This is a genomic window from Rhizobium grahamii CCGE 502 (genome assembly GCF_000298315.2).
In the GTDB taxonomy this organism is placed as follows: domain Bacteria; phylum Pseudomonadota; class Alphaproteobacteria; order Rhizobiales; family Rhizobiaceae; genus Rhizobium; species Rhizobium grahamii.
The window spans coordinates 515,170-538,029 of the sequence record NZ_AEYE02000035.1; the positions used below are offsets into that span (position 1 = coordinate 515,170).

Consider the following 22,860-nt stretch of genomic DNA (forward strand, 5'->3'; position numbering starts at 1 on the left):
GAATCTCGCTCCTGTTTCGCCAATCAAAGTACTTCTGCGAGGAATCGTCGGAGACGATCGCTTTTCGGGGCGTCAAAGATATCCGCTGGCGACCCGACCTCGACTATGCGTCCCTCGTCCATGAAAACGACCTGATCTGCGACGCGCCGGGCAAATCCCATCTCATGGGTGACAACCGCCATCGTCATCCCCTGACGTCCGAGGTCGGCAATGAGGTCGAGAACACCTTTGACGAGTTCGGGATCGAGAGCGCTGGTCACTTCATCGAACAAAATGACTTCCGGATCCATCGCCAGAGCCCTGGCAATGGCGACGCGCTGTTGCTGACCGCCCGACAGACCCGACGGGCGATGGTCCTTGCGACCAAGCAGTCCGACGTCGGCTAGCCGCGCCTCGCCGATGCGCCGCGCCTCGCCGCGGGGCATGCCCTTGATCTTGCGCAGCGACAGCATCACATTGTCGAGCGCTGTATGATCGGGAAAGAGATTGAAGTGCTGAAAAACCATGCCGACGCGGCGTCTTAGCGCCTCGGGCTTCATCGTCAGGATGCTTTTGCCATCAAGGAGAATGTCTCCGCCTTTCGGTTCGACCAGACGGTTCAGGCATCGAAGTAGTGTTGACTTGCCAGATCCGGATGGACCGATGATGCAGGTCACGGAACCTTGTGGGATTACCAGATCGACGCCCTTGAGCACTTCAAGGTGTCCGTAGCTCATGTTCAGACGGCGAATAGCGAGCGTTCCGCCAGCGACCATATTTCCGCCCTTGCAAGTGCTGGACGTCGTGGTGGCGGCCTTCAACTCGCTGACCTCCATAAGTCCGCTCGCAGCGCCGCTGGAATTGCCTTGCCTGCCCGTCCGGAGCCGCTGATCGATGTAATTCACGAGATGCGTCAAGGGAACCGTGATCACGAGGTAGAATATGCCCGCGAGAAGAAGCGGCGACAGATTGCCAGTGACGACAGCCTGGTCCTGGCCTACCCGGAAGATCTCGCGTTCCGACGCGAGTAGTCCCAGAAAGTACACAAGGCTTGAATCCTTTACGTTCCCGATGAATTGGTTCACCAGCGCCGGGAGGACCCGTCTTACGCCCTGAGGAATCACAATAAGGCGCATGCCTTGCCCGTAGCTCATGCTCAACGCGCGGCAGGCCTCCATCTGGCCACGCTCGACGCTCTGGATGCCCGCACGGAAGATTTCACCGATATAGGCGCCTGCGATCAGGCTAAGGGCAATAATCCCTAGCGGAAATGGTGAGGGGCCGAAGAGCTCGCGCCCGATCCGTGCGAAGCCCTGTCCTATGATCAGAATGGTTACGATTGCCGGCAGGCCCCGAAAAACGTCTGTGTATATACGTGCCGGTATTCGCAGCCATCGGGACTGCGAAATACCCATGACGGCTAGGACCATGCCGATCACGACGCCCAAGACCGTCGACGCTGCGGCCAGGATCAACGTGTTCTTCAGTCCGACCGTAATCATGCTTGGCAGCACTTCCGCCATGGCATCAAAATCGAGGAAGCTGCGGCGGAGATTTTCCAGCCAGTTCATCCAATACCCCCTTCATCCAACACCCACGAGTTGGCGCGCCACGGTGCGCTCCGCTATCCGGGCCTATTTCTTCATAGAGCGTCGGTTCGGAGCCGCCCGTGCGGACGGGCGGCTCGCGGCATCACTTCTTGGGAAGATACTGGTCGGGCATGGGCGAACCGGGGAACCACTTCTCGTAAAGGGTCTTCCACGTTCCGTCCTGCATTGCTTCATGAAGCCCCTTGTCGAGTGCCGCCCGAAACGCATCATTGCCCTTTTTGACGACGAACCCGGCTGGGGCATCGAAGGATGGAATATTCACGGCTGCTTTCAGGCCCCGATAGCGCTCGCCGTACTGCTTGGCAGCTTCGTAATCGAGGAAATGAGCATCAATCGTACCGTTGTTCAAAGCAGCCACGGCGGAGTTGTTATCAGGGAACTTGACAAGGTCTGTGCCCGTGAAATTCTTCGTGGCGTAACCCTCCTGGAGAGTTCCCTGTACGACGCCAAGCCGTTTGCCCTTTAGACCATCCGCATCCTTGATTGCGGGATCCGCAGTCAAAACCGTAAGGTAGCCAGCCAGATATCCGTCGGAAAAGTCAACAGTCTTCTTACGGGCCTCGGTGGTGCCGATCGCGGCGACGGCGACATCAAACCTTTCATTGGCAACGGAAGGCAGGAGTGCCGAAAACTCCTGCCCGGTGAAGGTCACCTTCTCCTTGGGGAAGCCCATTCTGGAGGCGACGTTCAAGAACAGTTCGATGTCGAACCCGGTGAATTGTCCGTCTGCGGTTGCGAACGTGTAGGGCTTTGCGTCTCCCATCGTCCCGACACTGATGACGTCCGGATCAATAAGGCCATAAGGGTTTTCGGCGGCCAAGGTCGATCCGGACGCAGCAGCAAGGAATAAGCATGCTGCAATCCCTCTCCGAACCGGGGCCGCGACGGCTGCCCATACGCTCTGTTTAATCATGTCATTCTCCGCTCTGAAGGTTGCTCTTTCTGGCACTTCGGCTTCTTTGAAAAGTGGATTTGAATCACTCACTTCCCGGGTTAGAGACCGGTATCATTCGTAAAGAGACCGGTCTCATAACGAAATTGATATCCGGCAATTGACGAGCCGTCAACGACTCTTGTAGTCCTGTGACATGGAAGATTTGCATTCTCAAAGGCGACCTGTGACGGTAGCAGACGTCGCCAGAAGCGCGAACGTCTCGAAGGCAACGGCTGCCCGCGTTCTCGGCGGCTACGGCACTGTTAGCGACAAGATCCGGGAACAGGTGACGACTGCCGCTTCGGCACTCGGCTACAGACCAAACGAACTTGCGCGCAGCATGACCACGGGCCGCTCGGGGACGATCGGCGTGATCGTAGGCGACATCGAGAATGCGTTTTTCAGCCTCGCCGTCCGTGGGATAAGCGACTCGGCGCGGAATGCCGGTTTCAACGTGATCATTGCAAACTCCGGAGAGGAGCTGCAGGCCGAAAAGTCTGCCATCGATCTTCTGATCGGCAGGCGGGTCGATGGGCTGATCGTAACGCCCTCGGACTGCCGGGAGTCGGACCATCTCAGCGACGCGATACGCGTGGGCGTCCCACTGATCCTGTTCGACCGGACGATCCCGGCCCTTCAAGTCGATGCGGTTACCGGTGCCGACCGGGAGGCGGCGATCGCTGCGACCCGTCACCTTCAGGATTTTGGCCACCGCCAGATCGCGTATATAACGGCAAAGGAAGGTGCAGTCGGTGAGTTTTTCACCAACGAGTACCAGCTGCCCACCTCATCCGTCCTCGGCCGCGTCGAGGGTTTCCTGGCCACGCAGTCGGCCAATGGCGTGTTGGATGCGCACCAGTTGGTGCGGCTTGGTGCGACGGACCAGAAGCACACCGATGCTGTAGTTTCCCATCTCCTCAACGGCTCGGCTCCTCCGACAGCCATTCTGGCCTCCGACAGTCTCGTAGGGTTACAAGTACTCCGATCGCTTCATGCCCTGGGAATGTCTGTACCGGAGGACATTTCCATCATCTCCTTCTTCAACGCGGATTGGACAACGGTTACCACACCACCCATCACCGTCGTCGACCAGCCTGTTTATGAAATGGGACGGTTGGCTGCCGAAAGGTTGATAGCCAGGATCGACGGATCTGGTGGCCCAGCGGAGCATACGAGGCTACAGACGAGCCTCATTTCTCGGGGATCAGTTGGCCGGCCGAAATAGTCACCATGGCGCACTCAAACCTGCCGATGGCCTAGATCAATCCGGCTCCTGGGGTTGCCGGCCTCCAAGCGGGCCCGGCAATCGATGTCATGTCACCGGTGCACGTCCGTCGCTCGATAAGCGGCAGAGCTCGTCCCCGCTCTCGCGCTGATGAGTGTGGTGCCATCGCGGGCGGTCGTATAGTTGCTCCTGTCGAACAAACCGTTCGGACTGGCAAAGTGGGTACCGCTCATTCCAAGGCGCCTAGCTTCATCGTTCATTCGCTTTACAAACGATAGTTCATCGAAAGCTACCGCTTCTGCCAAGGCGACTGCCACATCGTTTGCCGAAGCGGTGATCGTAGCAAAGAGCGCATCCTCCAGCGTCATTGTTCGGCCCAGGCTTAAACCGGAATCCAGAAAAGCCTGCTTCACCGAATTCCGTGTCATGGTGACCGGCGTGGTAAGCGTCACCTCCCCGGCGCGAAGAGCTTCGAATACGACAAGCGCCGTCATCAACTTGGTGGTTGAAGCCGGAAACCAGGGGAGCCCGGCATCTTCCTGATAGAGCACCTCGCGATTGTTGCCATCCACGACGAGCACAGGCGTTGTCCGGACCGGCGTCGCCAGGAGAAGCGCGGCCAATAGAAGCGAGGTCCTGGCCGACCCCTTCCCTGTAGATGTCATCGTCATAGACAGTCTCCACAATCGTGCGGCGATGCCGTCTAGCCAGCCTTATCTAGCAGACGGCCGTCCCAAGCAACCAGCTTGCGGCCGGGCAAAATGACCTCTTGCTCAACTTTTCGTGCTCAATCTCCCGCATGAAACGCACCGTTTCAGCAACATCGGCGATCGCGGACGTCATCATTAAAAGGCTTTCCCAAGGGCAAGACGCCACCGGTTGACGCGACGAATCCAAACCCTGAACGGTGATGTGTCTGCCAAGCATTACCGCGAACTGAGAAATGGCTGACTGGTCGAGTAGGAGATGATTTCAACAGGCCGTGGAGCAACAGGGCAGAGACCACGCGGCGGAACCTGACCTTACGTCGATCTGGGCCGGCACCCGGAAACATATAACGAAGTCAAAATTGGCAAAGCTTAGGTCGACGTCTCCGATGCTGAAATCCGAAGTGCGTTTAAATTCCTCGGTGTGTCAGCTCGGCGATAACTATCGGCGCAAGGACCGGTATCACAGCCGCGCTCGCGTGGAGCGGGGCGTAGACAAAAGCAAACTCGTCTCACTGGCTGTTATGCCCGGCACCAATCGTATCTTTCGGAGAACCGCATCGAACTCAGTCAAGCTTCCAGCATTCAAGCCGACCAGGAGATCCCAACGACCGTTTGTCGTATGGATTTCCGCAATTTCGGGAAAGCTGCCCAGCGTCCGTATTACCCTGTCGGTCACGTGACCTTCGATTTCGATTGTCATCACTCCTCGGACGACGTCTTCCAATGCGTCGGCGCGGAGGATCACTGTGTAGCCGATGATCGTCCCATCGCGCTCCATTCGTTCAATGCGGGATCGCACGGTCGCCCTTGATGCCCCTGTTTCGATAGCGAGGTCCGACACGCTACGACGTCCATCGTCGCGAAGCAGCCGGATAATCTTCTGGTTCAAATCGTCCATCTTAGCAAATCGCCCATTCTACTTATCAGATTGGTCAGTATGGCATATCGAGATGCCAAAATTCAATGTTCGTTCCGCCACTCAAATGCATTACAGTCTATCAAATTTGATGGAGTACCAAATGGATTGCACATTGATCGGGGCCCCTTTGCAGATTGGCGCCGGGCAGCTCGGCTGCGAAATGGGACCAAGCGCACTAAGGATTGCCGGGTTGCGGTCTGCGCTTGAAGACCTTGGGCATCGGGTTTCGGACGTAGGCAACCTCTCGTCGCGCGCATTTGATGAGATAGAACATCCCAACTCTGCTGTGCATCACCTTGGGGAGACAGTCGCTTGGATCGAAGCGATTTCCGCTTCCGCCTATGAACACAGTCAACACTCGATGCCGATCTTCCTCGGCGGGGACCACGCGATATCTGCGGGTACGGTTGCCGGTTTGGCGAAGAGAGCAGCAGACAAAAACCGGCCGCTTTTTGTGCTGTGGCTTGATGCTCATACCGATTTTCACACTTTGGAGACGACGGCCAGTGGCAACCTTCATGGCACGCCGGTGGCCTACTATACCGGCCGAGCTGGTTTTGAAGGGTATTTCCCGCCGCTGTCAAACGCCGTTCCGTCAGAAAATGTTTGTATGATCGGGATACGCAGTGTCGATCCAGCCGAACTCAAAGCGCTTAGTGTTTCGGCTGTCACGGTTCACGATATGCGAGCCATTGATGAGCACGGTGTTGCCGTCCTGCTTCGCGAGTTCCTCGAAAAAGTTCGGGCAGCCGACGGCCTCCTACACGTGAGCTTTGACGTCGACTTCCTGGAGCCAGAAATCGCCCCGGCGGTCGGAACGACAGTCCCCGGAGGTGCGACCTTTCGCGAGGCGCACCTTATTATGGAAATGCTTCATGACAGCGGATTGGTCTCAAGCCTCGATGTCGTCGAACTCAACCCCTTTCTCGACGAGCGTGGCAAAACCGCCAAGCTTCTGGTCGATCTCGTATCCAGCTTGATGGGCAAGCGCGTCATGGACCGCCCAACCCTTGCAGGCTGATTGCACACATCGTTTCGGAGGACAAATGACAATCGATCAAAAGCTGAACGTGGTGCCGTTCATTAGCGTTGACCACATGATGAAGCTCGTTCTTAAGGTTGGCATCGACACCTTCTTGATAGAACTTGCGGCGACAATCGAGGAGGATTTCCGGCGTTGGCCGGCCTTTGACAAGACCCCGCGCGTCGCATCGCATTCCCACGAAGGCGTCATCGAACTCATGCCTACAAGCGATGGCACATTGTATGGCTTCAAATATGTGAACGGTCATCCGAAGAACACCCGCCAGGGACGGCAGACAGTCACCGCGTTCGGCGTCCTGTCGGACGTTGGTAACGGCTACCCAATGCTGTTATCCGAGATGACGATCCTGACCGCTTTGCGGACTGCGGCTACGTCCGCAGTGGCGGCAAAGTTCCTCGCTCGTTCCGGTTCCCGGACAATGGCAATCATCGGCAACGGCGCGCAAAGCGAATTTCAGGCACGGGCATTCAAGGCACTGCTCGGAACAGATAAGCTCCGATTGTTCGACATCGATCCGTCTGCAACGCGTAAATGTGCCCGCAATCTTGAGGGGCTCGGGTTCACCATTGTTGAGTGCGGATCCGTTGAAGAGGCGGTCGAAGGCGCTGACATCGTTACCACTGTCACCGCAGATAAGCAGTACGCCACCATCCTGTCCGACAACCACGTTGGGCCCGGCGTACATATAAATGCCGTGGGCGGCGATTGCCCCGGGAAGACCGAACTCAGCAAAGACATTCTGCTGCGATCCGACATATTCGTCGAGTATCCGCCGCAAACGAGAATTGAAGGCGAGATCCAACAACTGCCGTCAGATCATGCCGTCACCGAAGTCTGGCAGGTAATTACAGGGGAGGCCGTCGGCAGAAGGAACGATGGGCAGATCACATTGTTCGACAGTGTCGGCTTTGCAATCGAAGACTTCTCCGCACTTCGATATGTCAGGGCGAAAATCGCCGAACTGAACATGTTCGAAGAACTCGATTTGCTGGCCGATCCAGACGACCCACGCGATTTGTATGGCATGCTCCTCCGGTGTGAGAAAAAGCTGTCGGCCGTTTAAATTAACTATCTTCCAACAGTCTGAGCGCGGCGTGGATGACGGCGTCATAAGCCGGAAACTACGTCGCGCGGCTCTGGCATTCGCTAAAAGCGAAAGGCGCTATGGGAAGACAACCGTTGCATTTAATCGCGAAGCGCGACTGAAAGGCTTTCGATGTCCAGAGAGTCCGACGAAATCCCCGCGGCTATGCATGGGTTACGCGCTCGGTATCCCCTAGAGAAAACTGATCGACGCTGGGGTAACTCGTTGATGCCTACTTGCGCGGACCACGATCAGATTAAACCCGTATTTACCATCCTTCAGGCTCCTTTGCTCAACCCTTGCGTTGCGCACAAATCTTCATGGTTGCATAACCCGTTGCTTCTAGCTTCCCTCAACCCATCAGGTTACCACGAGGAATGAGATGAGCGCCTGCAGAGACCTAGGGCAGAAAGAGTTTGGTCAGACACTGCCTGACAAGGGCGAGCCCACGCGAGCATCAACCTGCGCCGAGCGACATGAATGGCTTGAGGCTATGATAAACCATGTGCCTGATTTCATCTATGCGAAGGACCTGGCTGGAAGATTCGTTTTTGCGAACCGTGCGGTAGTCCACAACAATGGCTTTTCCGGTGTGGATGAAATCGTCGGCCTCACAGACTACGATATTCACCCGTCGACGTTCGCACAGGAAATTGACGAGATCGAGCGACAGGTAATGACCACGGGGCGCGCCAATCTTGGCGTCGAGGAACCCCGTCTCAAGGGCGACGGTTGGCTTATGATGTCCCGCGTCCCCTTGCGTGATCGCGACGGCAACGTCATCGGTGTTGTCGGAGCCTCTCGCGATATCACAAGCCGCAAGCGAGCCGAGGAGCTCATGAAAGCCCAGACGAGGCTCCTCCACGACGTTGCACGAGGCGTTGATATTCAGTCGCTCCTGACCGATCTCGCGATCATGCTTCGTAACGTTCTTCCTTCTCGCACGGCCCAGATATCACTTCATGGCGATAGACAAGCCGTCCTTTCCCCCGAGGCCTTAGAATTCCCGATAGCGGCTCGCGACGGAGAACGGCATGGGGTTTTGGCGGTCTCGCAGGCGGCAGACGACGATACCGGCGTGCCGGAATTCTTGACCACAGTCGCCCAAATGGTCGGCATCGCGATAGACAGAAATCGAGACGTCGAGCGTATCGCCCATCTGGCCGAGCACGATACTCTCACCGACCTACCCAACCGATCCTTGCTAGATCGCACTCTGCAGGCACTGCTTCTTAACAGCGAGGCAAGTGGCAGCGGTATAGCTGTGGCGTTCCTGGATTTGGACAACTTCAAGCTGGTTAACGATAGCCTCGGACATGCCGCCGGCGACGAACTCCTTAAGGTTGTTGCCAACAGGATCGTGCGTGAGGTGGGTGGCGCTGGGCTGGTGTCCCGAATAGGTGGGGACGAATTTATCTTGGTTCTCGAGCAGACGAAGGATGTTTTCACCGATCGTCTCGAACGGGTTCGCGCCGCGATCGCCACGCCGATAACGGTCTGCGGAACAGATCTCCGCATCACGGCCAGCATTGGAGTAGCATGTTCAGAAAAGCACGGTGAGACCTCGTCCCAACTTTGCGCCAATGCCGATCTTGCCCTTTACAAGGTGAAGGAGTCGGGGCGGAACGGCATTCGTATGTTTACCCCGGCGATGGCCGCTGAGGTAAGAAACAAGCTTGAGCGTATCGATGACCTGCGTCGGGCGATAGAAAGCGACGAATTCGTCGTCCATTACCAGACTCAGCGGGACGCGGCTTTGGGCACCATAATAGGTGTTGAGGCTCTCGTCAGGTGGAACCATCCGATCAGAGGCCTGCTTGCACCATCGGAATTCGTGCCGCTTGCCGAGGAGACCGGACTGATCGTTGCTGTCGGCGACATTGTGCTCAACAAGGCCTGTCGTCAGGCTAAAGACTGGCAAAAACGCGGCGTTGCAGCGGTGCGCGTCGCGGTCAATGTCTCGACCCGGCAATTCTTGGAGCCCTCGCTGACCGCGCAGGTGCGGCAGGCACTTTCCGATGCCGACCTTGACCCGGAGTGGCTTGAGTTGGAAGTCACAGAAAGTCTGATCATGAAAGATGTAGACGGGGCAATCGCCCGAATGCATGAGTTGAAGGCCCTGGGCGTTAGCCTTTCGATAGACGACTTCGGAACCGGCTACTCCAGCTTAAGCATGCTCAAGAGGTTCCCCCTGTCGCGGCTAAAGATCGATCGCTCGTTCATCGCCGACATCCCAAACGATTCGGGAGACATGGCAATCACCAACGCCATCGTTTCGTTGGCGAAACTCCTGGGACTGGAAGTCGTTGCGGAGGGCGTGGAGACCGAAGAGCAAGCTCGCTTCCTCAAGGATACCGGCTGTGAGCTTTTCCAGGGATTTTTGTTCGCGAGGCCCCTTCCTCCAGCCGACGTGGAACGTCTGTTGCTGGTGAGACCCGATTGATAGTGTCGGTGCCCGGCTATGCGAGTTTCAGCCGAACGCGTTGCCAGGCTGATTAGGTGCGGCCGAACCTCTCTCTCGTCCGTGTCGTAGCGCTATCTTGTCGTCCAGCTGGTTCGGTTTCCGATCGAGCATGGGCCTGATCACGTTCATCGGCGCGCTCATCGTCCGTCGATTTTTCGTCCAATCGCGGCGAGGTCGCCAACAGTCGCTGCCCTAGCTCCCGGAGTTTCCCTCCGCGAGAAGGCCGAGAGGTACCTAGCCATCAGTAGGGTCCGACGCATTGGCGACGGGGTCCATAGTAGGGTTGGAAGGTTGTCGAACGCCCTGTACGTGCGATAGCGCGCATAGCACCAACTCACATGACTTCCCCCTTCGTAAGCGACGGAAGGCTCATACTGGCGATATGGCCGGTAGTAGCCATAAGACCGGCCGTAGTAGCCGTAGGGAGAGCCATAATACGAGCCAGAGTAAGGACCGTAGTAGGGCTGTGCCAATGCGCCACCAATAATCGCCCCGACAGCCAGGCCACCCAGCGCTAAGCCCCAGTCAGATCCGTGATGATGGTGGTAGCCGCCGTAGTGGCCGCCGTTCCAATGGCCGCCGCCTCCGTGCCGCCACTGCACAGGCTCCGTCTGCTGCTCTACCACGAGCTTGGGTGGGTTGATGGCCGGAAACGCCTGAGCGGGCGTATTGCCGGGAACACCTGTGACCAAGCCAAACGCTATTACGGCTAGCTTTTTCATGACTGTTTCCTCTGCGCTCAAAGTGCAGGAATTATTTACCCCTCCACCTGAACCAAAGGTGAACGCAATTTGTCCAAAATCGTTCCGCTGGAAGACCTTCTTGGCCATGTCTGGTGACGACCTCGATTAAAGTCGGGCACAACCTGTCGGACCATGATCGCCAACGGATGGTCTCGACCGATGGACGTCAAAAAGATCGGTCAGATCCTTGAAAAGTTGAACGCGGCTTGCCCCGTTTGGCGAAGCGATGCTCCGGCTCTCAAACTTGAGAGAGGACTCCCATGTCCTTGACGTTGCGGCCGGAACCGGTGAACCTGGGCTGACGGCGGCAGCTCGCGTGCCGCAGGGAAATGTGACCGTAACCGATCTTTCCGAGCGCATGCTGGCGATAGCCACCGAAAACGCGTTCGTCGTGGCCTGACGAATTTTGAGACTAGAGTTTGCGATGCCGGCGCGCTGCCTTTTCCCGATGCATCGTTCGATACCGTTCTCTGCCGCTTCGGCTTCATGTTCTTTCCCGACATCTCAACCGCCGCTCGAGAATTTGCACGGGTGTCAAAGCCAGGTGCACGGGTTTGCGCGGCCGTTTGGAACAGCCCTGACGAAAATCCTTGGGCAACGACGATCATGTCTACGGTGGCCCGGCACGTGGAGATACCCGCGCCGCCCCCTGGATCACCTGGGCTTTTTCGTTGCGCCGAAAGCAGATTGATGCGCGCACCGCCTTCGAAGAGGCCGCCCTGACAGATCTGCACGAGGAGGAATTTTCATCCACCATGTCCCACGAGTCCCCGGAGAAATACTGGGATTTCATGACAGACATCGCGGCACCCGTCGTTGGCGTGGCTTGCGAAAGCGACACGGCGACGCAAGCGAAAATCCGCCACGATGTTCTGGCCCTGGCGCGAGAGGCAACTCAGGGTGGCGAGGTGCGACTTCGTTCTTCTGCGACTGTCATTGTTTGAACACGCTAAACTGTCGCACCATAGAAGTGTTGAAGGGGAGCGGCGGAAAAATTGTCTCCCTCCCCAGCAGCGAATGTCGCGACTGTCTCAACAATCAGCGTCGATTTCCCCGCAACTTGGAAAAGTTGGATGGTCCATTCCTGCGTGTCCATACGGATCGTGTCTAACCACCCCCTTACATGGGGGAAACACCGTCGTCTTTTTGACGGTGCCATAGGCGAAGCTCGTGTCGATCCAGGCGATGCCTTCGATGTTGTGGATCTGTTGCCTGACGAACCGCACATACTCCTTCGGGCTCTGAACAAGAACGCGTGGGAGATAGTCGGCCTCCCTCGTCATCATCAGTCGTGTATTCTGTCGATGGATCGGACCTTCCGCGTCAGTTGAGGCCTTTCTATAGCCCAATCGACACATCCGTAATGCTGGTCTGAGCTTGAGTTCCACCCTTGATCCATGCCTCACGGACTGTGACGAACAGGGAAGAAGCGCATGTTGGCCTGTTTGCGCGTTATTTTCTCCATTAAGTTGACCTCACCAGTGGTTTCTCATTGCCCTGAGCACCAGTAGGCATTTATGACACATTAATGACAATCGCGCCGGCCCTGAAAGCAACCTCGCATGATGAACATTTTTCGCAAGCTGATGCCACGGGAGGACAGGTTCTTCGATATGTTTTCCAAGCATTCGAAAGCCGTCCTGGATGCAGCGGAAGCATTAAACGACCTGCTGAATGGCAAGGACCTTGATCAAAATTGCCGACGAATTGTAGCGCTTGAGAACAAGGCCGACGACATTACACGCGAGGTGCTGCTCGCTGTCAGGCGCAGCTTCATTACGCCCTTCGACCGTGGTGACATAAAGGACCTGATCCAGTCGATGGACGATGCCGTCGACATGATGCACAAGACGGTCAAAACCATACGGCTGTTCGAGCAATCGAGCTTCGATCCGCTAATGCAGCAGATGGGCGCGGAGATCGTTAAGGCAGCAAGACTCGTTGCGGAAGCAGTTGCCCTTCTCGATAAGCTTGGCCCGAACGCGCAGCGGCTCTCCGCAATTGCGGAAGAGGTCACTCGCGTCGAGGGAAGGTCCGATGAACTCTATGACGAGGGCCTGAAGACGCTGTTTAGAAGTCATGGGACCAGCGGAGACGCAATGGCCTATATGATCGGCAGTGAAATCTACGGCGAGCTCGAAAAAGTCGTCGACCGGTTCGAAGACGTCGCCAATGAGATCAGCGGCATTGTCATCGAGAACGTCTGATGGATGCCTCGATAGCTCTGCCACTTCTCGTTGGCTTGATCGTCATTGCGCTGTTCTTCGATTTTCTGAACGGCTTGCATGATGCCGCCAATTCCATTGCCACTATCGTGTCCACACGTGTGCTTCGTCCGCAATACGCGGTCCTCTGGGCAGCGTTCTTCAATTTTATTGCCTTTGCGTTCTTCGGTCTTCATGTCGCCGAGACGCTTGGAACCGGAATCATCGATCCGGCCATCGTCTCTCCGCAGGTGATCTTTGCGGCCTTGATGGGCGCGATCATCTGGAACATCGTCACCTGGATTTTCGGCATACCCTCAAGCTCATCGCATGCGCTCGTTGGTGGTCTCGTCGGCGCAGGCTGGGCGAAGGTCGGATTCGTCTCGATAGTCTGGGGCGGTTTCCTGAAAACAGTCGGAGCGATTTTCTTCTCTCCTGCCATCGGCTTCTTCCTCGCATTGATGCTGGTGCTTCTGGTTTCCTGGCTGTTCGTGCGGCAGACACCTTTTGCCGTCGATCGCACGTTCCGCGTCATGCAATTCGTCTCGGCCTCGCTCTATTCCCTCGGCCATGGCGGTAATGACGCGCAGAAGACGATGGGCATCATCGCCGTATTGTTGTTCAGCCAAGGTCACTTGGGTTCGGAATTCTACGTGCCGTTCTGGGTGGTTATCTCTTGCCAGTCCGCAATGGCACTGGGCACCCTATGCGGTGGCTGGCGCATCGTCCACACCATGGGCTCGAAAATTACGCGCCTAAATCCTATGCAGGGGTTCTGCGCGGAAACTGGCGGGGCACTGACCCTGTTTGGCGCTACATGGCTCGGAATTCCGGTGTCGACGACCCATACCATTACCGGTGCCATTGTGGGTGTCGGTGCTGCTCGCCGCCTGTCTGCGGTCCGGTGGGGCCTGGCAAGCAATATCCTGATTGCGTGGATCATCACGATGCCTGCCGCTGCCGCAATTGCCGCGCTCTTCTACTGGATCGCGAGGCTCTTTAGTTAGGACAAGCTTCTGCTGACTCCGGTTTGAAGCCATGAGAGACCAGACCTTATAGACACTCATGAAACCGATCAGAAGCGGGCATCTGCCAATCCGCAGAAGGGGTCGACCGGGTTGTTTCGGTTCCACGGCGTCTTTCCGAGCAATGCGTCCAGCACCGCGCGCTGCATCGTTTCGGTGGTCGAATAAGCGTTGATGTAGGTCGGTACGCGCGGCGCGTCGTAGAGAAGATAGGGATAGCCGAATGAGATCATTACAGTCGGAACATCGTGCCAGCCCCGCCACATGGCCTGGCCGAAATTGCCTGTAAGCTTGAGCCAGTCGAGAAAGACGCGGCCGCGTGTCAAAAGTGTTTCGTCGCCGAGGAGGTAGAGCAGGAGGTCATAATCTTTGGTTTCCACCTCCATTTCAGGCGTGTGCATCGTTACTTCGAAGCCATAACCTTCCAACATCTCCGGCAGTACAAATCGCTGTGGCCCTGGCCAGAACGGAACAACGATGTCACCGCTGAAAACCAGTACGCGTCGATGCTTTCGCGGATCAAGCGGCAGGAGTCTGCCAATGTCCTTGACGAGAGTGGGTATTCGCCGCGAGACCGCATTTGCATAGGCTGAGTTCCTCTCCGTCGCCACTTCGATGGCCGGGCTTGTCTCCGACTGCTGCGGTCTGTGCAATCCAAGTGCAGCCTTCAGACCGAGTTGGCGAATCAGCGCCTCGTCAACCCGCTCTTCACTCAGCCGGCCGTCGGCGAGCGCTGCCTTGAGATAGGCGAGGTCCGCGTCGCAATCGTCAGAAAAGAGAATGATGTCGCAGCCGGAAGAGATGAGTTCCGGCAGATACTCCGAACGTTTCGACCATGAACCGAGCCCCGCCATCGGGGTAGCATCCGAGACGATCAGACCATTGAAGCCCAAACGTTTGCGCAAGAGTTCGTCGTTCAGCAGACGGCTGATCGATGCAGGACGAAAGGCTTCGATCCCGGCGTCCGGCACAATGGAGTGCACGAAGCTTGGTAGCGCGATATGAGCCGACATCACCGACATCACCCCGGCCTCTATCGCCTGCCGGTAGAGCCGGCCGAAATTATTCTCCCAGTCTTCCATGCCAAGCGGGTTGACCGTGGTCAGCAGATGCTGATCGCGATCGTCGAAACCCTCGCCAGGCCAATGCTTGACGGCCGAGGCAATGCCGTTTTTCTGGAACACCTCCATCTGCGTGATCGCATGGCGCTCGATCACGGCGACGTCCGAGCCAAACCCGCGCGTCGCAACTATGGAGCTGCGAAACGCCGCATTGATGTCAAGGACCGGCGTGAACGACCAGTTGATCCCGGCAGCGCGAGCCTCTTCGGCCATAATGCGGCTCACCTCGGCGGTCGCTTCAATATCATCGAGTGCGGCAAGCCCGAGCGGGTTCGGCATCTCCGCCGCGCCTGAAAGCCCAAGCCGACTGCCCTCGAGATCGGCGGAGACGAGGAGCGGCGTCGGCAGGTCGTTGTTCAAGGAGGCGATCAGCGCGCGCTCCGCAGCCGCATCCGCACCGTCGAAACGCGTGATACTTCCCGGCCGGAAGGCTTTCAGTTGCTCAACCTTGCTGGAATCGGTCCCGAATAGGACGAGATTGAAAAGCTGACGCAGCCTGTCGTCGCCTGACAAGGAGGTGATGCGCTCCTTGACCCAAGCCATGCCGTGACTGTCGAGGTTGAAAGGCGGATTAGCGAGATGGTCGAATGTCATTGGCCCATACCTCCGCTGGTCTGCCAGTACCATAGGACAATTCAGCGACGTCGCCAAAGCTAGCACTCCCTCCGCGATGATCTTCCCAGCGTCGAAGACGATCAACAACCAGAAACGCTAGTACTGCTCCTCAGCGTGAGGAACGTGAAGTTCGGTCAAGGGCCGATAGTAGGCCCACTGCCCCATCTTCTGTCGCCGTATTGCGCGCTCACCTTAGTTCCTGGGCGAGCCCGATGAGAAGTCCCTCAGGCCCGCGGATGTAGCAGAGCCGATAGGTGTCCTTATACTGCACTACCTCGCCTACGAGCTGCGCGCCGTGCTGGTAGAGCCGTTCAAGAGTTTCGTCGATGTCCTCCACGGCGAACATGACGCGGAGATAGCCGAGGGCGTTGACCGGTGCGTTCCGGTGATCGGCGATGACAGGCGGCGCAAGGTAGCGGCAGAGCTCGAGCCGGCTATGGCCGTCCGGCGTGCACATCATGGCAATCTCCACGCGCTGATCGCCCAATCCGGTGACCCGTCCAGCCCATTCTCCTTCGATCGTCGCCATCCCTTCAAGCTCGAGTCCGAGTTCGCGAAAGAAATCAATCGTCCCTCCGAGGTCTTCGACGACGATTCCTACATTATCCATCCGCTTGAGCGCCATTTTCCCGATCTCCAACGTCCAGTCTCGGCCGTTAACTCATGAAGCTACTGCGAACTTAAAGACCCGTCACTCGATGTGAAGCCCCCATATTTCCAATCGTAACTCAACGTCTCGATCTTGTTTGATGCGAAGGGCGGACGAATATGATCAGCAGTTCCACCGATTGCTCGCGTGTCTCGAGACCGGGTTGGTGCCGGTCGTATACGTGTGGCGTTATCGGGTAACCTGTTAGGTCCATGAGGTTGCTGTGCTTACTCGTGACCTTCCAATCGGAATTCACCTACGCCATGCGGAGGCCCGATGGTGGGTCGAGATATCGGAATTCGGACGCACAGCTGCCGTGCAATCATCGCCGCCCACACTATTCGGTTCGGTTCGCACCACCCGTCGATCTGGGTGCACCGCTAACGCGCCAACGGTTGCTTCCGTAGCGACACAGCCGAGCAGAAGCACTGCGGTCTTGCGGTGTTGCTAACACCTCGTCCATCATCGATGGCGACATGGAATCGATGGGGCGTCTCGTGAGCAAAAGTGAACGACAGAAGATGGCAGCCGGAGAGTGGTACTGCTGCCTCGATCCGGAACTCGATGCTCTGCGCTTGATTGCGCGCAAAGCGGTGCATCAACACAATACCCTTGATCCCGAAAGTCGGGGCAACATTGCGCCAGCGCTAAAGGCACTTTTCCCGAAAGCGCCTGAAGATGCGTTCATCGAGGCACCGTTCCATTGCGCCTATGGATTGAACGTTTCGCTCGGCCATCGTGTCTATCTCAATGCCGGTTGCACTATTCTGGACACCGCGAGTGTCCGGATTGGCGATGGCTCCATGCTCGGACCTGGTGTCCAATTGCGCTGATCATCACCGGGACCCCGCTCTCAGACGGAGTGGTTTGGAAATTGACCGCCCAGTGGAGATCGGTGCTGACGTCTGGGTCGGCGGCGGCGCTATTATTCTCGGCGGCGTGATCATCGGCGATGGCGCCATCATCGGCGCCGGTTCTCTCGTCACCCGTAGTGTCGCGAAAGGCGCAACGGTCATCGGAAACCCTGCGCGAGAGGTACGCCCCAAAGACCCTTGAGCCATTTGCTCGCAAGTTGTTACCCAATTAGCGTGGAAACCGCGCGGCTAAACATCAATTGGGTAGAAACGCGTGATCGCGGGACCAATAAATTTGACATCGTGGGCCACGGGGGAGACCCTGAGGGAGCAGCGATTCGGATCGCACAGTTCGCTTCCGCGATTCAACGTGACGCGCGTTTCCCCCTTGTTGAGTCCAGAGCTATCAGGAGAAAAACCGTGATACCTTCGAGCCTCTTCTATGATCTTGTTGATTCCGAGATCGCGTTTAAAATCGTGCAGAGGAATTTCAACAGTCCCAATCACATCTTCAGCGTGCCGCGCGCCAAAGACGGCCAGCTCCGCTTAACGATACTCGGAAGTCAGGCGCTCATTGGGTCCGCCGATGCTATTCTTGCTCGTTTGAACGCGCTCTTGTGCGAGCATCCTTCGCCCCAGATCCAGCATACGTTCAGACAATCTACCGCCACTGGTACGGTTGTGCAGTATTCGCTTTTTCCCGAGGCGGAAAAGGGTAGGCAACTGGGTTTACCGGAACAAATGTCTGTCGAGTGCCGTATTGTTCCCACCGACCAGCCGGGTGCCGATCGGGAAACTGTGCTTGTGAATGTCAATGTTGAGGCACGACATAGCCTTCATCTTATGGAGCGCTTGGGAAAAGACAATATCCAGGAAATCTGCCGCCTTTCCACTCACGCGCTCCCCAGGGACATTCATCAGAGATTGGCAGCCAACGGATACTATGAGCAGAGCTTCATGAGTCTATATGGCGAGGAAGCCCTTGAAGAGGCCAAGACAAGACTAAAGGACGCTTGCGATCGCTGGGTTTCTGAGACTGGTGACCTGCGACACGCCCGTCACTGAAAAGTCTAGCCGTGAATGGAAGGCTTAGTTGGTTGCGAATTCAAAAGCCGGACTTGGCGTCTTTTTGCTAAGGAGCACCGGACAGTCATTGTTCGTCAACAACCGGTCCGGTGTTCGTTTCGATAACAATATTCACCGCTTCGCCCGCGCCATCGACCGTGCGATATCGACAATGTCGTCGCGTGAGGCGGTCGGATCTTCCCGGTTCCAGGCGATGCCAAGGCCGATCCGGAAGTCGATTCCCTTCACCGCCTTGAGCTCGAAGGCCCGGTCTGGAAGATCAAGCGTTCACAGGCGCAAAGCCAATGCCATGGCCGGCCGAGATCAGCGACACCAGTGAATAGGTGTCGTCGCAAGTATAGGCGATGTTGGCAGTCACCCCATGTTCCTCGAACTTTTTCTGGAAGTAGCGCTCCGTGAATGACTGGTTCTGGCGCTTGAAGACGATGATCTTCTTATTGCTAAGATCGTCGATGGCAATTTCCTCCTTGCCCGCCAGCGGATGGGTTCGAGCCACCGCCAGGTGATAGATCTCATGAGCAATCGAGAAGAAGCGCAGCGAGCCGATGTTTTCTACCGGGCGGATGAAGCCGAGATTGAGCTGGCCGCTCTCCAGCCCGCGGATGATGTCGCTGGTTTTGCCCGAGGCAATATGGATGCGGACATCGGGGAACTTCGGGCGATCTTTGCAAGGAAGGTCGGCAGCATGCCCATGGTGGCCGGATAGATCGAGCCGATTCTGATCTGGCGGATGCTCCTCCCACCGGCGGGCCCTCGTCAGCTCGGTCGTCAGGTCGACCTCGCTGAGGATCCTCACACGGAGGCAAATCGAGCAGCACGAGCTATTCTAAAGTGGTCTGTGGGGGAGCTTGCAGATAGAGCTGGGATAGCGTTCTCCACCCTGCATCGTTTTGAAAATACCGGTAGCGCGACCGAGGCAACGAAAGACAAAATTAAGGCGGCTTATGCCTCTCATGACGTCGAAATCACTAATGGCGATTATACCGGAGCCCGCTTACGTCTCCGCCGTGAGTTAAAGTAGGCCACGCCGCAACCAAGCCCACTGGACAAACCATTCTCAATCCGGGCCGCCCTTTTGGGACCCCGAGCCGGCGCCGCCCTTTTCCGACAAAGGTACGACCATTGCAACGGCACTCCGCGATAGATAATTGTTGGGAGGCAAGCCGCAATTTTTACTCCTTCAATATCGTTCTTTCGAAGATAGAAAGTTTGATGCTTGGCTCGTCGCAGTGTCGCGCCGCGAGAGCGCTCTTAGACTGGACGCAGAATGAACTCGCTGCGCGGACATCCATCAGCGCGGCGTCGATTCGTGCGTTCGAGAAAGGCGGGGGGATGCGCGGAAGCAATCTCCGACGACTGCGACAAGCGTTCGAGGCCGCAGGCGTAATTTTCCAAGGTGAGGGTGAGACGGCGCCAGGAGGAGCCGGGGACCGATTCCAATCGTCGAGAGATCGGAATGAATAGCGGGTGGGGAATGCCGACCGGACTCGGCCGCTCGGTGCCCTCACCCGAGAAGAGAAGCAGTGCCAGCCAATTTTGCGTCGCCAACCGGAATTGTCGTTCGCGGCGCAGGAACATCAAAGTCAATCGGTAAGGAGTGGTACTTGTCGCTTACCGATAGCTCCCTGAGCACCTGAACCGACACCGACGGGAGACGGCACCATCTCACGTCGTTCTTTCATTCCGCAAATTCAGCCCGCCGTACGGAAAAGTTCAGATTTTAAAGGCGCTCGCGTTGTAAATCTCCTCGACCGTGCTTGCGAGGATCGCATCGAACTCCATATCGCTCATTCCGATCCTAAGATCTTCGGTCAAGGCTCGCGAGAAGCTTGCAATCATGCCGTGATTTCTGGCGAGCTTCTCGCAGGCATCGGAGCGGCTGTAGCCGCCAGAAAGGGCCACGACCCGGACAACCGACTTGTGGTCGACGAGAGGCTTATAGAAATCGGCGACGGTTGGAATGGTGAGTTTGATCATCACTCGCTCGCCCTCAGGAAGATCGTCGAGCGCGCGAACAAGTTCTTCGCGCAGGATCGCTTCGGCATCCGGCTTGGTAGGGCTCTTGATCGACACCTCCGGTTCTATGATCGGAACAAGTCCGTGACGTAATATTTGCCGACCCACATCGAACTGCTGCTTCACTACCGCAGCGATCCCAGCCCGGTCAGAATGGGCGATCACCGACCTCATCTTCGTCCCGAACATTCCCTTCTTCACTGCACGGGCCAGGAGAGCGTCGAGATCGGGCATCGGCTTCATGAGTTGGACGCCACTTTCCTCGGCAGATAATCCTTTATCTACCTTCAGAAATGGCACGACGCCGCGATCCTGCCACAGGAACGAAGGAACGTCCTTTCCACTGGCCTCTCCTTCCATCGTCTTCTCGAACAGGATAGCGCCGATGACTTTGTCACCAGTGAACGCGGGCGCTGTCATGATGCGCACACGCATCATGTGCATCAAGCGAAACATCTCCTCCTCGCCGCTATAATCGGTATCGGCGATGCCATAGAGGCGTAACGCAGCCGGCGTGGAACCACCGCTTTGATCGAGAGCGGCGATGAACCCTTTCTTGCTGGCCATCTGTGACATCATGCGTTCATCTGCTGTCATTTCCATCCCCTTGAGTAACGCTTGCCTGTGTCCCGGTGTCGAAGATGTTGCACCAGACCGGGCTTGAACCTGAATTTCGGCTGAGATCGAACGGCGAAGTGTGGAGTAGTGCTCGAAATCGGTCTATTTAAGCAGCTCACATCGAACGGCTGCCCCAGGTAGTGTTTCGGCCAAGCGCGGGGCTGTCAACGGTTTTTCAGTGTCCGGTCGAGAGTAGTCGAAGCAGCGCCAGCCTTTGGCCCGTTTTCGTCGTCTACGCCACTCTGGGGAAGCCCTTCCCGACAACGACACGCTCCATCTTACAAGTGGCTTTTGGAGTGGCGGCCCTTTATCAAGACGCCTGACGCGCTATCTACGCAAGCCGGATAGATAAAAGGGCGAGCATGAACAGCGACAACGAAAGCATCGAACGTCGAATTCTTGCAGTCGACATTGGCGGCAACAATCTGAAGATTCTTTCTCCTGGCGTGGAGGAGCGAAAAACCAAGTCTGGACCCACGCTCTCGGCTCGGCAGGCTGTCGATGCCATCATACTTATGGCAAAGGACATCGAGTACGATGTCATCTCGATTGGCTACCCCGGTCCGGTTCACAACAACACCCCCTCCCGGGAACCAGCCAACCTCGGGCCAGGATGGCAAGGATTTGATTTCGTCGAGGCATTCGGAAAGCCGCTGAAACTCCTCAATGACGCACTGATGCAGGCCATAGGTAGCTACAAGGGCGGGCGCCTCCTCTTTCTTGGTCTCGGAACCGGCCTGGGATCGGCTATGGTGATCGAGAACGTGGCGCAACCTCTTGAGCTCGCGCATCTGCCCTACAAGAAGCTGCAAACATTCGAGGATTATGTTGGAAAAAGGGGCCTCGTCAGACGTGGGCACATGAAATGGAAGGCGTCCGTTTTCGATGTTGTCGCGCGGTTTCAAGCCGCTTTGTTGCCCGACTATACCGTGATTGGCGGAGGACAGATCGACGAACTTGACGAGCTCCCCAACGGCTGCCTCAGAGGCGATAACCGGCTTGCATTCCAAGGTGGATTTCGCATCTGGCAGGATAGTTCGATAATCCTTTGACAACTCCGGCCGCTGGCGATCCGGTTCCATGATGAGTGAGGGTCTCTGGCCGATGGTGTGCAGGATTGCGCCTTTGCTCAACCAATCAGGGATTGCCGGACGAGATACGCCGCGCGATAATTTATAAGGAAAGTCTCATAGAGGACTGATAAAATTGCAAAACGTCGCCCTGACAAGAAACCTGCAATATTACTGGCGGCAGCCAGAGCTCCATTACCGCGATCCCCAAGGATGAAAATACCGCCATCGTTGCTGACCTTGGTCGAGGGGCCGTTCATCTCCGGCCAGTGGGCAATGGTTGTCGCGACCATAGACGCCCGGCCGCGCTCGGTCGCCCTCTCTTCAGGTCGTGGTTGCCGCGCTACGTCAGCAGAGCGTGCGATTTCGCTTGCCCAACCGTAAATGGTCAATATGTTAGCTATTACTCATTTAGGAGGAGTATGTATGGCCAAGGGCACTGTGAAGTTTTTCAATTCCGCGAAAGGCTTCGGCTTCATCACACCAGAGGGCGGCGCAAAGGATGTATTCGTTCACGTTTCCGCCTTGCAGGCTGCAGGCCTCTTTGAATTGCGGGACGGGCAACAGGTTTCCTACGACACCGAGCTCGACCGCAATGGCAAGGGTCCAAAGGCCATCAACCTGCAGCTCGCATAACTGATGAGGCGGAGACGGTTGATACGTTCTCTCGTCCGCTATTCCTCCCCCGACGATCGCCCGGTCTGACCTTTGCGTTTGACGAAACCCAGTCAACAGCGGCGGCCTGTCATTCCGTTTGCAGAGAAGAATCTTTTTTGCTGGGAACCAATGGCGGCGAGGCGAGTTTTAAAGACGCAACGCCTGTTGCATTGGCTGCGCCCCCTCAACTGCAGTCGAAAGAAACCCGATGCCCACGGCACCGGGTTTCTTT

The 22,860-nt window shown here is 56.8% G+C and carries 20 protein-coding genes and 4 pseudogenes; 13 read left to right on the top strand and 11 right to left on the bottom strand.

What is annotated here, in order from left to right:
* Positions 1-23: 23 nt before the first annotated feature.
* A complete protein-coding gene (locus RGCCGE502_RS38835; RefSeq protein WP_016557953.1) occupies positions 24-1,550 on the bottom strand; it encodes an amino acid ABC transporter permease/ATP-binding protein in 1,527 nt (508 codons plus the stop codon).
* Between the two features lie 121 nt (positions 1,551-1,671).
* The gene (locus tag RGCCGE502_RS29835) at positions 1,672-2,502 is read right to left on the bottom strand and encodes an ABC transporter substrate-binding protein (RefSeq protein ID WP_016557954.1); all 831 of its coding nucleotides are present in this window, start codon (positions 2,500-2,502) and stop codon (positions 1,672-1,674) included.
* A gap of 175 nt (positions 2,503-2,677) precedes the next feature.
* Here RGCCGE502_RS29835 and RGCCGE502_RS29840 point away from each other — a divergent pair, with 175 nt between their 5' ends.
* Positions 2,678-3,748 carry a LacI family DNA-binding transcriptional regulator gene (locus tag RGCCGE502_RS29840; RefSeq protein ID WP_040675869.1) on the top strand — a complete coding sequence of 357 codons (1,071 nt, stop codon included), beginning with the start codon at positions 2,678-2,680 and terminating at the stop codon, positions 3,746-3,748.
* 92 nt (positions 3,749-3,840) lie between these two features.
* On the opposite strand, the gene RGCCGE502_RS29845 is transcribed toward RGCCGE502_RS29840, so the two are convergent.
* Positions 3,841-4,419 carry a D-alanyl-D-alanine carboxypeptidase family protein gene (locus tag RGCCGE502_RS29845; protein ID WP_016557956.1) on the bottom strand — a complete coding sequence of 193 codons (579 nt, stop codon included), beginning with the start codon at positions 4,417-4,419 and terminating at the stop codon, positions 3,841-3,843.
* Between the two features lie 499 nt (positions 4,420-4,918).
* Complete coding sequence (locus RGCCGE502_RS29850) at positions 4,919-5,356, bottom strand: Lrp/AsnC family transcriptional regulator (protein WP_016557957.1); 438 nt, start codon at positions 5,354-5,356, stop codon at positions 4,919-4,921.
* A gap of 121 nt (positions 5,357-5,477) precedes the next feature.
* Between RGCCGE502_RS29850 and rocF the strand changes: the two genes are divergently transcribed.
* The 3 genes from rocF to RGCCGE502_RS29865 all read left to right on the top strand — a co-directional run bounded on the left by rocF (position 5,478) and on the right by RGCCGE502_RS29865 (position 9,949).
* A complete protein-coding gene (gene rocF / locus RGCCGE502_RS29855; protein ID WP_016557958.1) occupies positions 5,478-6,398 on the top strand; it encodes an arginase in 921 nt (306 codons plus the stop codon).
* Positions 6,399-6,423: 25 nt separating this feature from the next.
* On the top strand, positions 6,424-7,485 hold the full coding sequence (gene ocd / locus RGCCGE502_RS29860) for an ornithine cyclodeaminase (RefSeq protein WP_016557959.1): 1,062 nt from the start codon (positions 6,424-6,426) through the stop codon (positions 7,483-7,485).
* A 403-nt stretch (positions 7,486-7,888) separates the two neighbouring features.
* Positions 7,889-9,949 carry a putative bifunctional diguanylate cyclase/phosphodiesterase gene (locus RGCCGE502_RS29865; RefSeq protein ID WP_019280391.1) on the top strand — a complete coding sequence of 687 codons (2,061 nt, stop codon included), beginning with the start codon at positions 7,889-7,891 and terminating at the stop codon, positions 9,947-9,949.
* Positions 9,950-10,211: 262 nt separating this feature from the next.
* Here RGCCGE502_RS29865 and RGCCGE502_RS29870 read toward each other — a convergent pair.
* A pseudogene (locus RGCCGE502_RS29870) lies at positions 10,212-10,692 on the bottom strand (BA14K family protein).
* A 247-nt stretch (positions 10,693-10,939) separates the two neighbouring features.
* Between RGCCGE502_RS29870 and RGCCGE502_RS38375 the strand changes: the two are divergent.
* Both RGCCGE502_RS38375 and RGCCGE502_RS38380 read left to right on the top strand, forming a co-directional pair.
* A pseudogene (locus tag RGCCGE502_RS38375) lies at positions 10,940-11,244 on the top strand (class I SAM-dependent methyltransferase); the annotation flags it as partial.
* A gap of 59 nt (positions 11,245-11,303) precedes the next feature.
* On the top strand, positions 11,304-11,657 hold the full coding sequence (locus tag RGCCGE502_RS38380; protein WP_051158736.1) for a hypothetical protein: 354 nt from the start codon (positions 11,304-11,306) through the stop codon (positions 11,655-11,657).
* 87 nt (positions 11,658-11,744) lie between these two features.
* Here the strand turns inward: RGCCGE502_RS38380 and RGCCGE502_RS39405 are convergent, their stop codons facing one another.
* Complete coding sequence (locus RGCCGE502_RS39405; protein ID WP_500690642.1) at positions 11,745-12,071, bottom strand: Lrp/AsnC ligand binding domain-containing protein; 327 nt, start codon at positions 12,069-12,071, stop codon at positions 11,745-11,747.
* A 204-nt stretch (positions 12,072-12,275) separates the two neighbouring features.
* Here RGCCGE502_RS39405 and RGCCGE502_RS29885 point away from each other — a divergent pair, with 204 nt between their 5' ends.
* Entirely contained in the window at positions 12,276-12,920 is a 645-nt protein-coding gene (locus tag RGCCGE502_RS29885; protein ID WP_016557963.1) for a DUF47 domain-containing protein, read from the top strand.
* Complete coding sequence (locus RGCCGE502_RS29890; protein WP_016557964.1) at positions 12,920-13,924, top strand: inorganic phosphate transporter; 1,005 nt, start codon at positions 12,920-12,922, stop codon at positions 13,922-13,924. The genes RGCCGE502_RS29885 and RGCCGE502_RS29890 overlap by 1 nt, the downstream gene beginning before the upstream one ends.
* Before the next feature lie 68 nt (positions 13,925-13,992).
* On the opposite strand, the gene RGCCGE502_RS29895 is transcribed toward RGCCGE502_RS29890, so the two are convergent.
* Positions 13,993-15,657, bottom strand: coding sequence for a glycoside hydrolase family 3 protein (locus RGCCGE502_RS29895; RefSeq protein WP_016557965.1), 1,665 nt, complete (start codon positions 15,655-15,657; stop codon positions 13,993-13,995).
* 208 nt (positions 15,658-15,865) lie between these two features.
* Positions 15,866-16,303 carry a VOC family protein gene (locus RGCCGE502_RS29900; RefSeq protein WP_016557966.1) on the bottom strand — a complete coding sequence of 146 codons (438 nt, stop codon included), beginning with the start codon at positions 16,301-16,303 and terminating at the stop codon, positions 15,866-15,868.
* Positions 16,304-16,824: 521 nt separating this feature from the next.
* On the opposite strand from RGCCGE502_RS29900, the pseudogene RGCCGE502_RS29905 reads away from it, so the two are divergent.
* Together RGCCGE502_RS29905 and RGCCGE502_RS29910 are read left to right on the top strand one after the other, a co-directional pair.
* Positions 16,825-17,383: pseudogene (locus RGCCGE502_RS29905) on the top strand (sugar O-acetyltransferase).
* Between the two features lie 218 nt (positions 17,384-17,601).
* Positions 17,602-18,246 carry a hypothetical protein gene (locus tag RGCCGE502_RS29910; RefSeq protein ID WP_016557969.1) on the top strand — a complete coding sequence of 215 codons (645 nt, stop codon included), beginning with the start codon at positions 17,602-17,604 and terminating at the stop codon, positions 18,244-18,246.
* A gap of 132 nt (positions 18,247-18,378) precedes the next feature.
* On the opposite strand, the pseudogene RGCCGE502_RS35910 reads toward RGCCGE502_RS29910, so the two are convergent.
* Positions 18,379-19,075 (bottom strand): annotated as a pseudogene (locus RGCCGE502_RS35910) (LysR family substrate-binding domain-containing protein).
* Positions 19,076-19,479: 404 nt separating this feature from the next.
* Between RGCCGE502_RS35910 and RGCCGE502_RS39005 the strand changes: the two are divergent.
* Positions 19,480-19,731, top strand: coding sequence for a helix-turn-helix domain-containing protein (locus RGCCGE502_RS39005; protein ID WP_114714911.1), 252 nt, complete (start codon positions 19,480-19,482; stop codon positions 19,729-19,731).
* A gap of 249 nt (positions 19,732-19,980) precedes the next feature.
* Here the strand turns inward: RGCCGE502_RS39005 and RGCCGE502_RS29925 are convergent, their stop codons facing one another.
* Complete coding sequence (locus RGCCGE502_RS29925; RefSeq protein ID WP_016557971.1) at positions 19,981-20,880, bottom strand: fructose bisphosphate aldolase; 900 nt, start codon at positions 20,878-20,880, stop codon at positions 19,981-19,983.
* Positions 20,881-21,263: 383 nt separating this feature from the next.
* Between RGCCGE502_RS29925 and RGCCGE502_RS29930 the strand changes: the two genes are divergently transcribed.
* The gene (locus tag RGCCGE502_RS29930; RefSeq protein ID WP_016557972.1) at positions 21,264-21,953 is read left to right on the top strand and encodes an ROK family protein; all 690 of its coding nucleotides are present in this window, start codon (positions 21,264-21,266) and stop codon (positions 21,951-21,953) included.
* Between the two features lie 77 nt (positions 21,954-22,030).
* Here RGCCGE502_RS29930 and RGCCGE502_RS29935 read toward each other — a convergent pair whose 3' ends face one another.
* The gene (locus RGCCGE502_RS29935) at positions 22,031-22,264 is read right to left on the bottom strand and encodes a hypothetical protein (protein ID WP_019280394.1); all 234 of its coding nucleotides are present in this window, start codon (positions 22,262-22,264) and stop codon (positions 22,031-22,033) included.
* A 133-nt stretch (positions 22,265-22,397) separates the two neighbouring features.
* Here RGCCGE502_RS29935 and RGCCGE502_RS29940 point away from each other — a divergent pair, with 133 nt between their 5' ends.
* Positions 22,398-22,607 carry a cold-shock protein gene (locus RGCCGE502_RS29940; protein WP_016557973.1) on the top strand — a complete coding sequence of 70 codons (210 nt, stop codon included), beginning with the start codon at positions 22,398-22,400 and terminating at the stop codon, positions 22,605-22,607.
* The last annotated feature ends 253 nt before the right edge of the window (positions 22,608-22,860 follow it).

Bases quoted from the DNA above. Each gene is read 5' to 3' on its own strand.
- RGCCGE502_RS38835 (WP_016557953.1), bottom strand. From the start codon at position 1,550: ATGAACTGGCTGGAAAATCTCCGCCGCAGCTTCCTCGATTTTGATGCC.
- RGCCGE502_RS29835 (WP_016557954.1), bottom strand. From the start codon at position 2,502: ATGATTAAACAGAGCGTATGGGCAGCCGTCGCGGCCCCGGTTCGGAGA.
- RGCCGE502_RS29840 (WP_040675869.1), top strand. From the start codon at position 2,678: ATGGAAGATTTGCATTCTCAAAGGCGACCTGTGACGGTAGCAGACGTC.
- RGCCGE502_RS29845 (WP_016557956.1), bottom strand. From the start codon at position 4,419: ATGACGATGACATCTACAGGGAAGGGGTCGGCCAGGACCTCGCTTCTA.
- RGCCGE502_RS29850 (WP_016557957.1), bottom strand. From the start codon at position 5,356: ATGGACGATTTGAACCAGAAGATTATCCGGCTGCTTCGCGACGATGGA.
- rocF (WP_016557958.1), top strand. From the start codon at position 5,478: ATGGATTGCACATTGATCGGGGCCCCTTTGCAGATTGGCGCCGGGCAG.
- ocd (WP_016557959.1), top strand. From the start codon at position 6,424: ATGACAATCGATCAAAAGCTGAACGTGGTGCCGTTCATTAGCGTTGAC.
- RGCCGE502_RS29865 (WP_019280391.1), top strand. From the start codon at position 7,889: ATGAGCGCCTGCAGAGACCTAGGGCAGAAAGAGTTTGGTCAGACACTG.
- RGCCGE502_RS39405 (WP_500690642.1), bottom strand. From the start codon at position 12,071: ATGTGTCGATTGGGCTATAGAAAGGCCTCAACTGACGCGGAAGGTCCG.
- RGCCGE502_RS29885 (WP_016557963.1), top strand. From the start codon at position 12,276: ATGATGAACATTTTTCGCAAGCTGATGCCACGGGAGGACAGGTTCTTC.
- RGCCGE502_RS29890 (WP_016557964.1), top strand. From the start codon at position 12,920: ATGGATGCCTCGATAGCTCTGCCACTTCTCGTTGGCTTGATCGTCATT.
- RGCCGE502_RS29895 (WP_016557965.1), bottom strand. From the start codon at position 15,657: ATGACATTCGACCATCTCGCTAATCCGCCTTTCAACCTCGACAGTCAC.
- RGCCGE502_RS29900 (WP_016557966.1), bottom strand. From the start codon at position 16,303: ATGGCGCTCAAGCGGATGGATAATGTAGGAATCGTCGTCGAAGACCTC.
- RGCCGE502_RS39005 (WP_114714911.1), top strand. From the start codon at position 19,480: ATGCTTGGCTCGTCGCAGTGTCGCGCCGCGAGAGCGCTCTTAGACTGG.
- RGCCGE502_RS29925 (WP_016557971.1), bottom strand. From the start codon at position 20,880: ATGACAGCAGATGAACGCATGATGTCACAGATGGCCAGCAAGAAAGGG.
- RGCCGE502_RS29930 (WP_016557972.1), top strand. From the start codon at position 21,264: ATGAACAGCGACAACGAAAGCATCGAACGTCGAATTCTTGCAGTCGAC.
- RGCCGE502_RS29935 (WP_019280394.1), bottom strand. From the start codon at position 22,264: ATGGTCGCGACAACCATTGCCCACTGGCCGGAGATGAACGGCCCCTCG.
- RGCCGE502_RS29940 (WP_016557973.1), top strand. From the start codon at position 22,398: ATGGCCAAGGGCACTGTGAAGTTTTTCAATTCCGCGAAAGGCTTCGGC.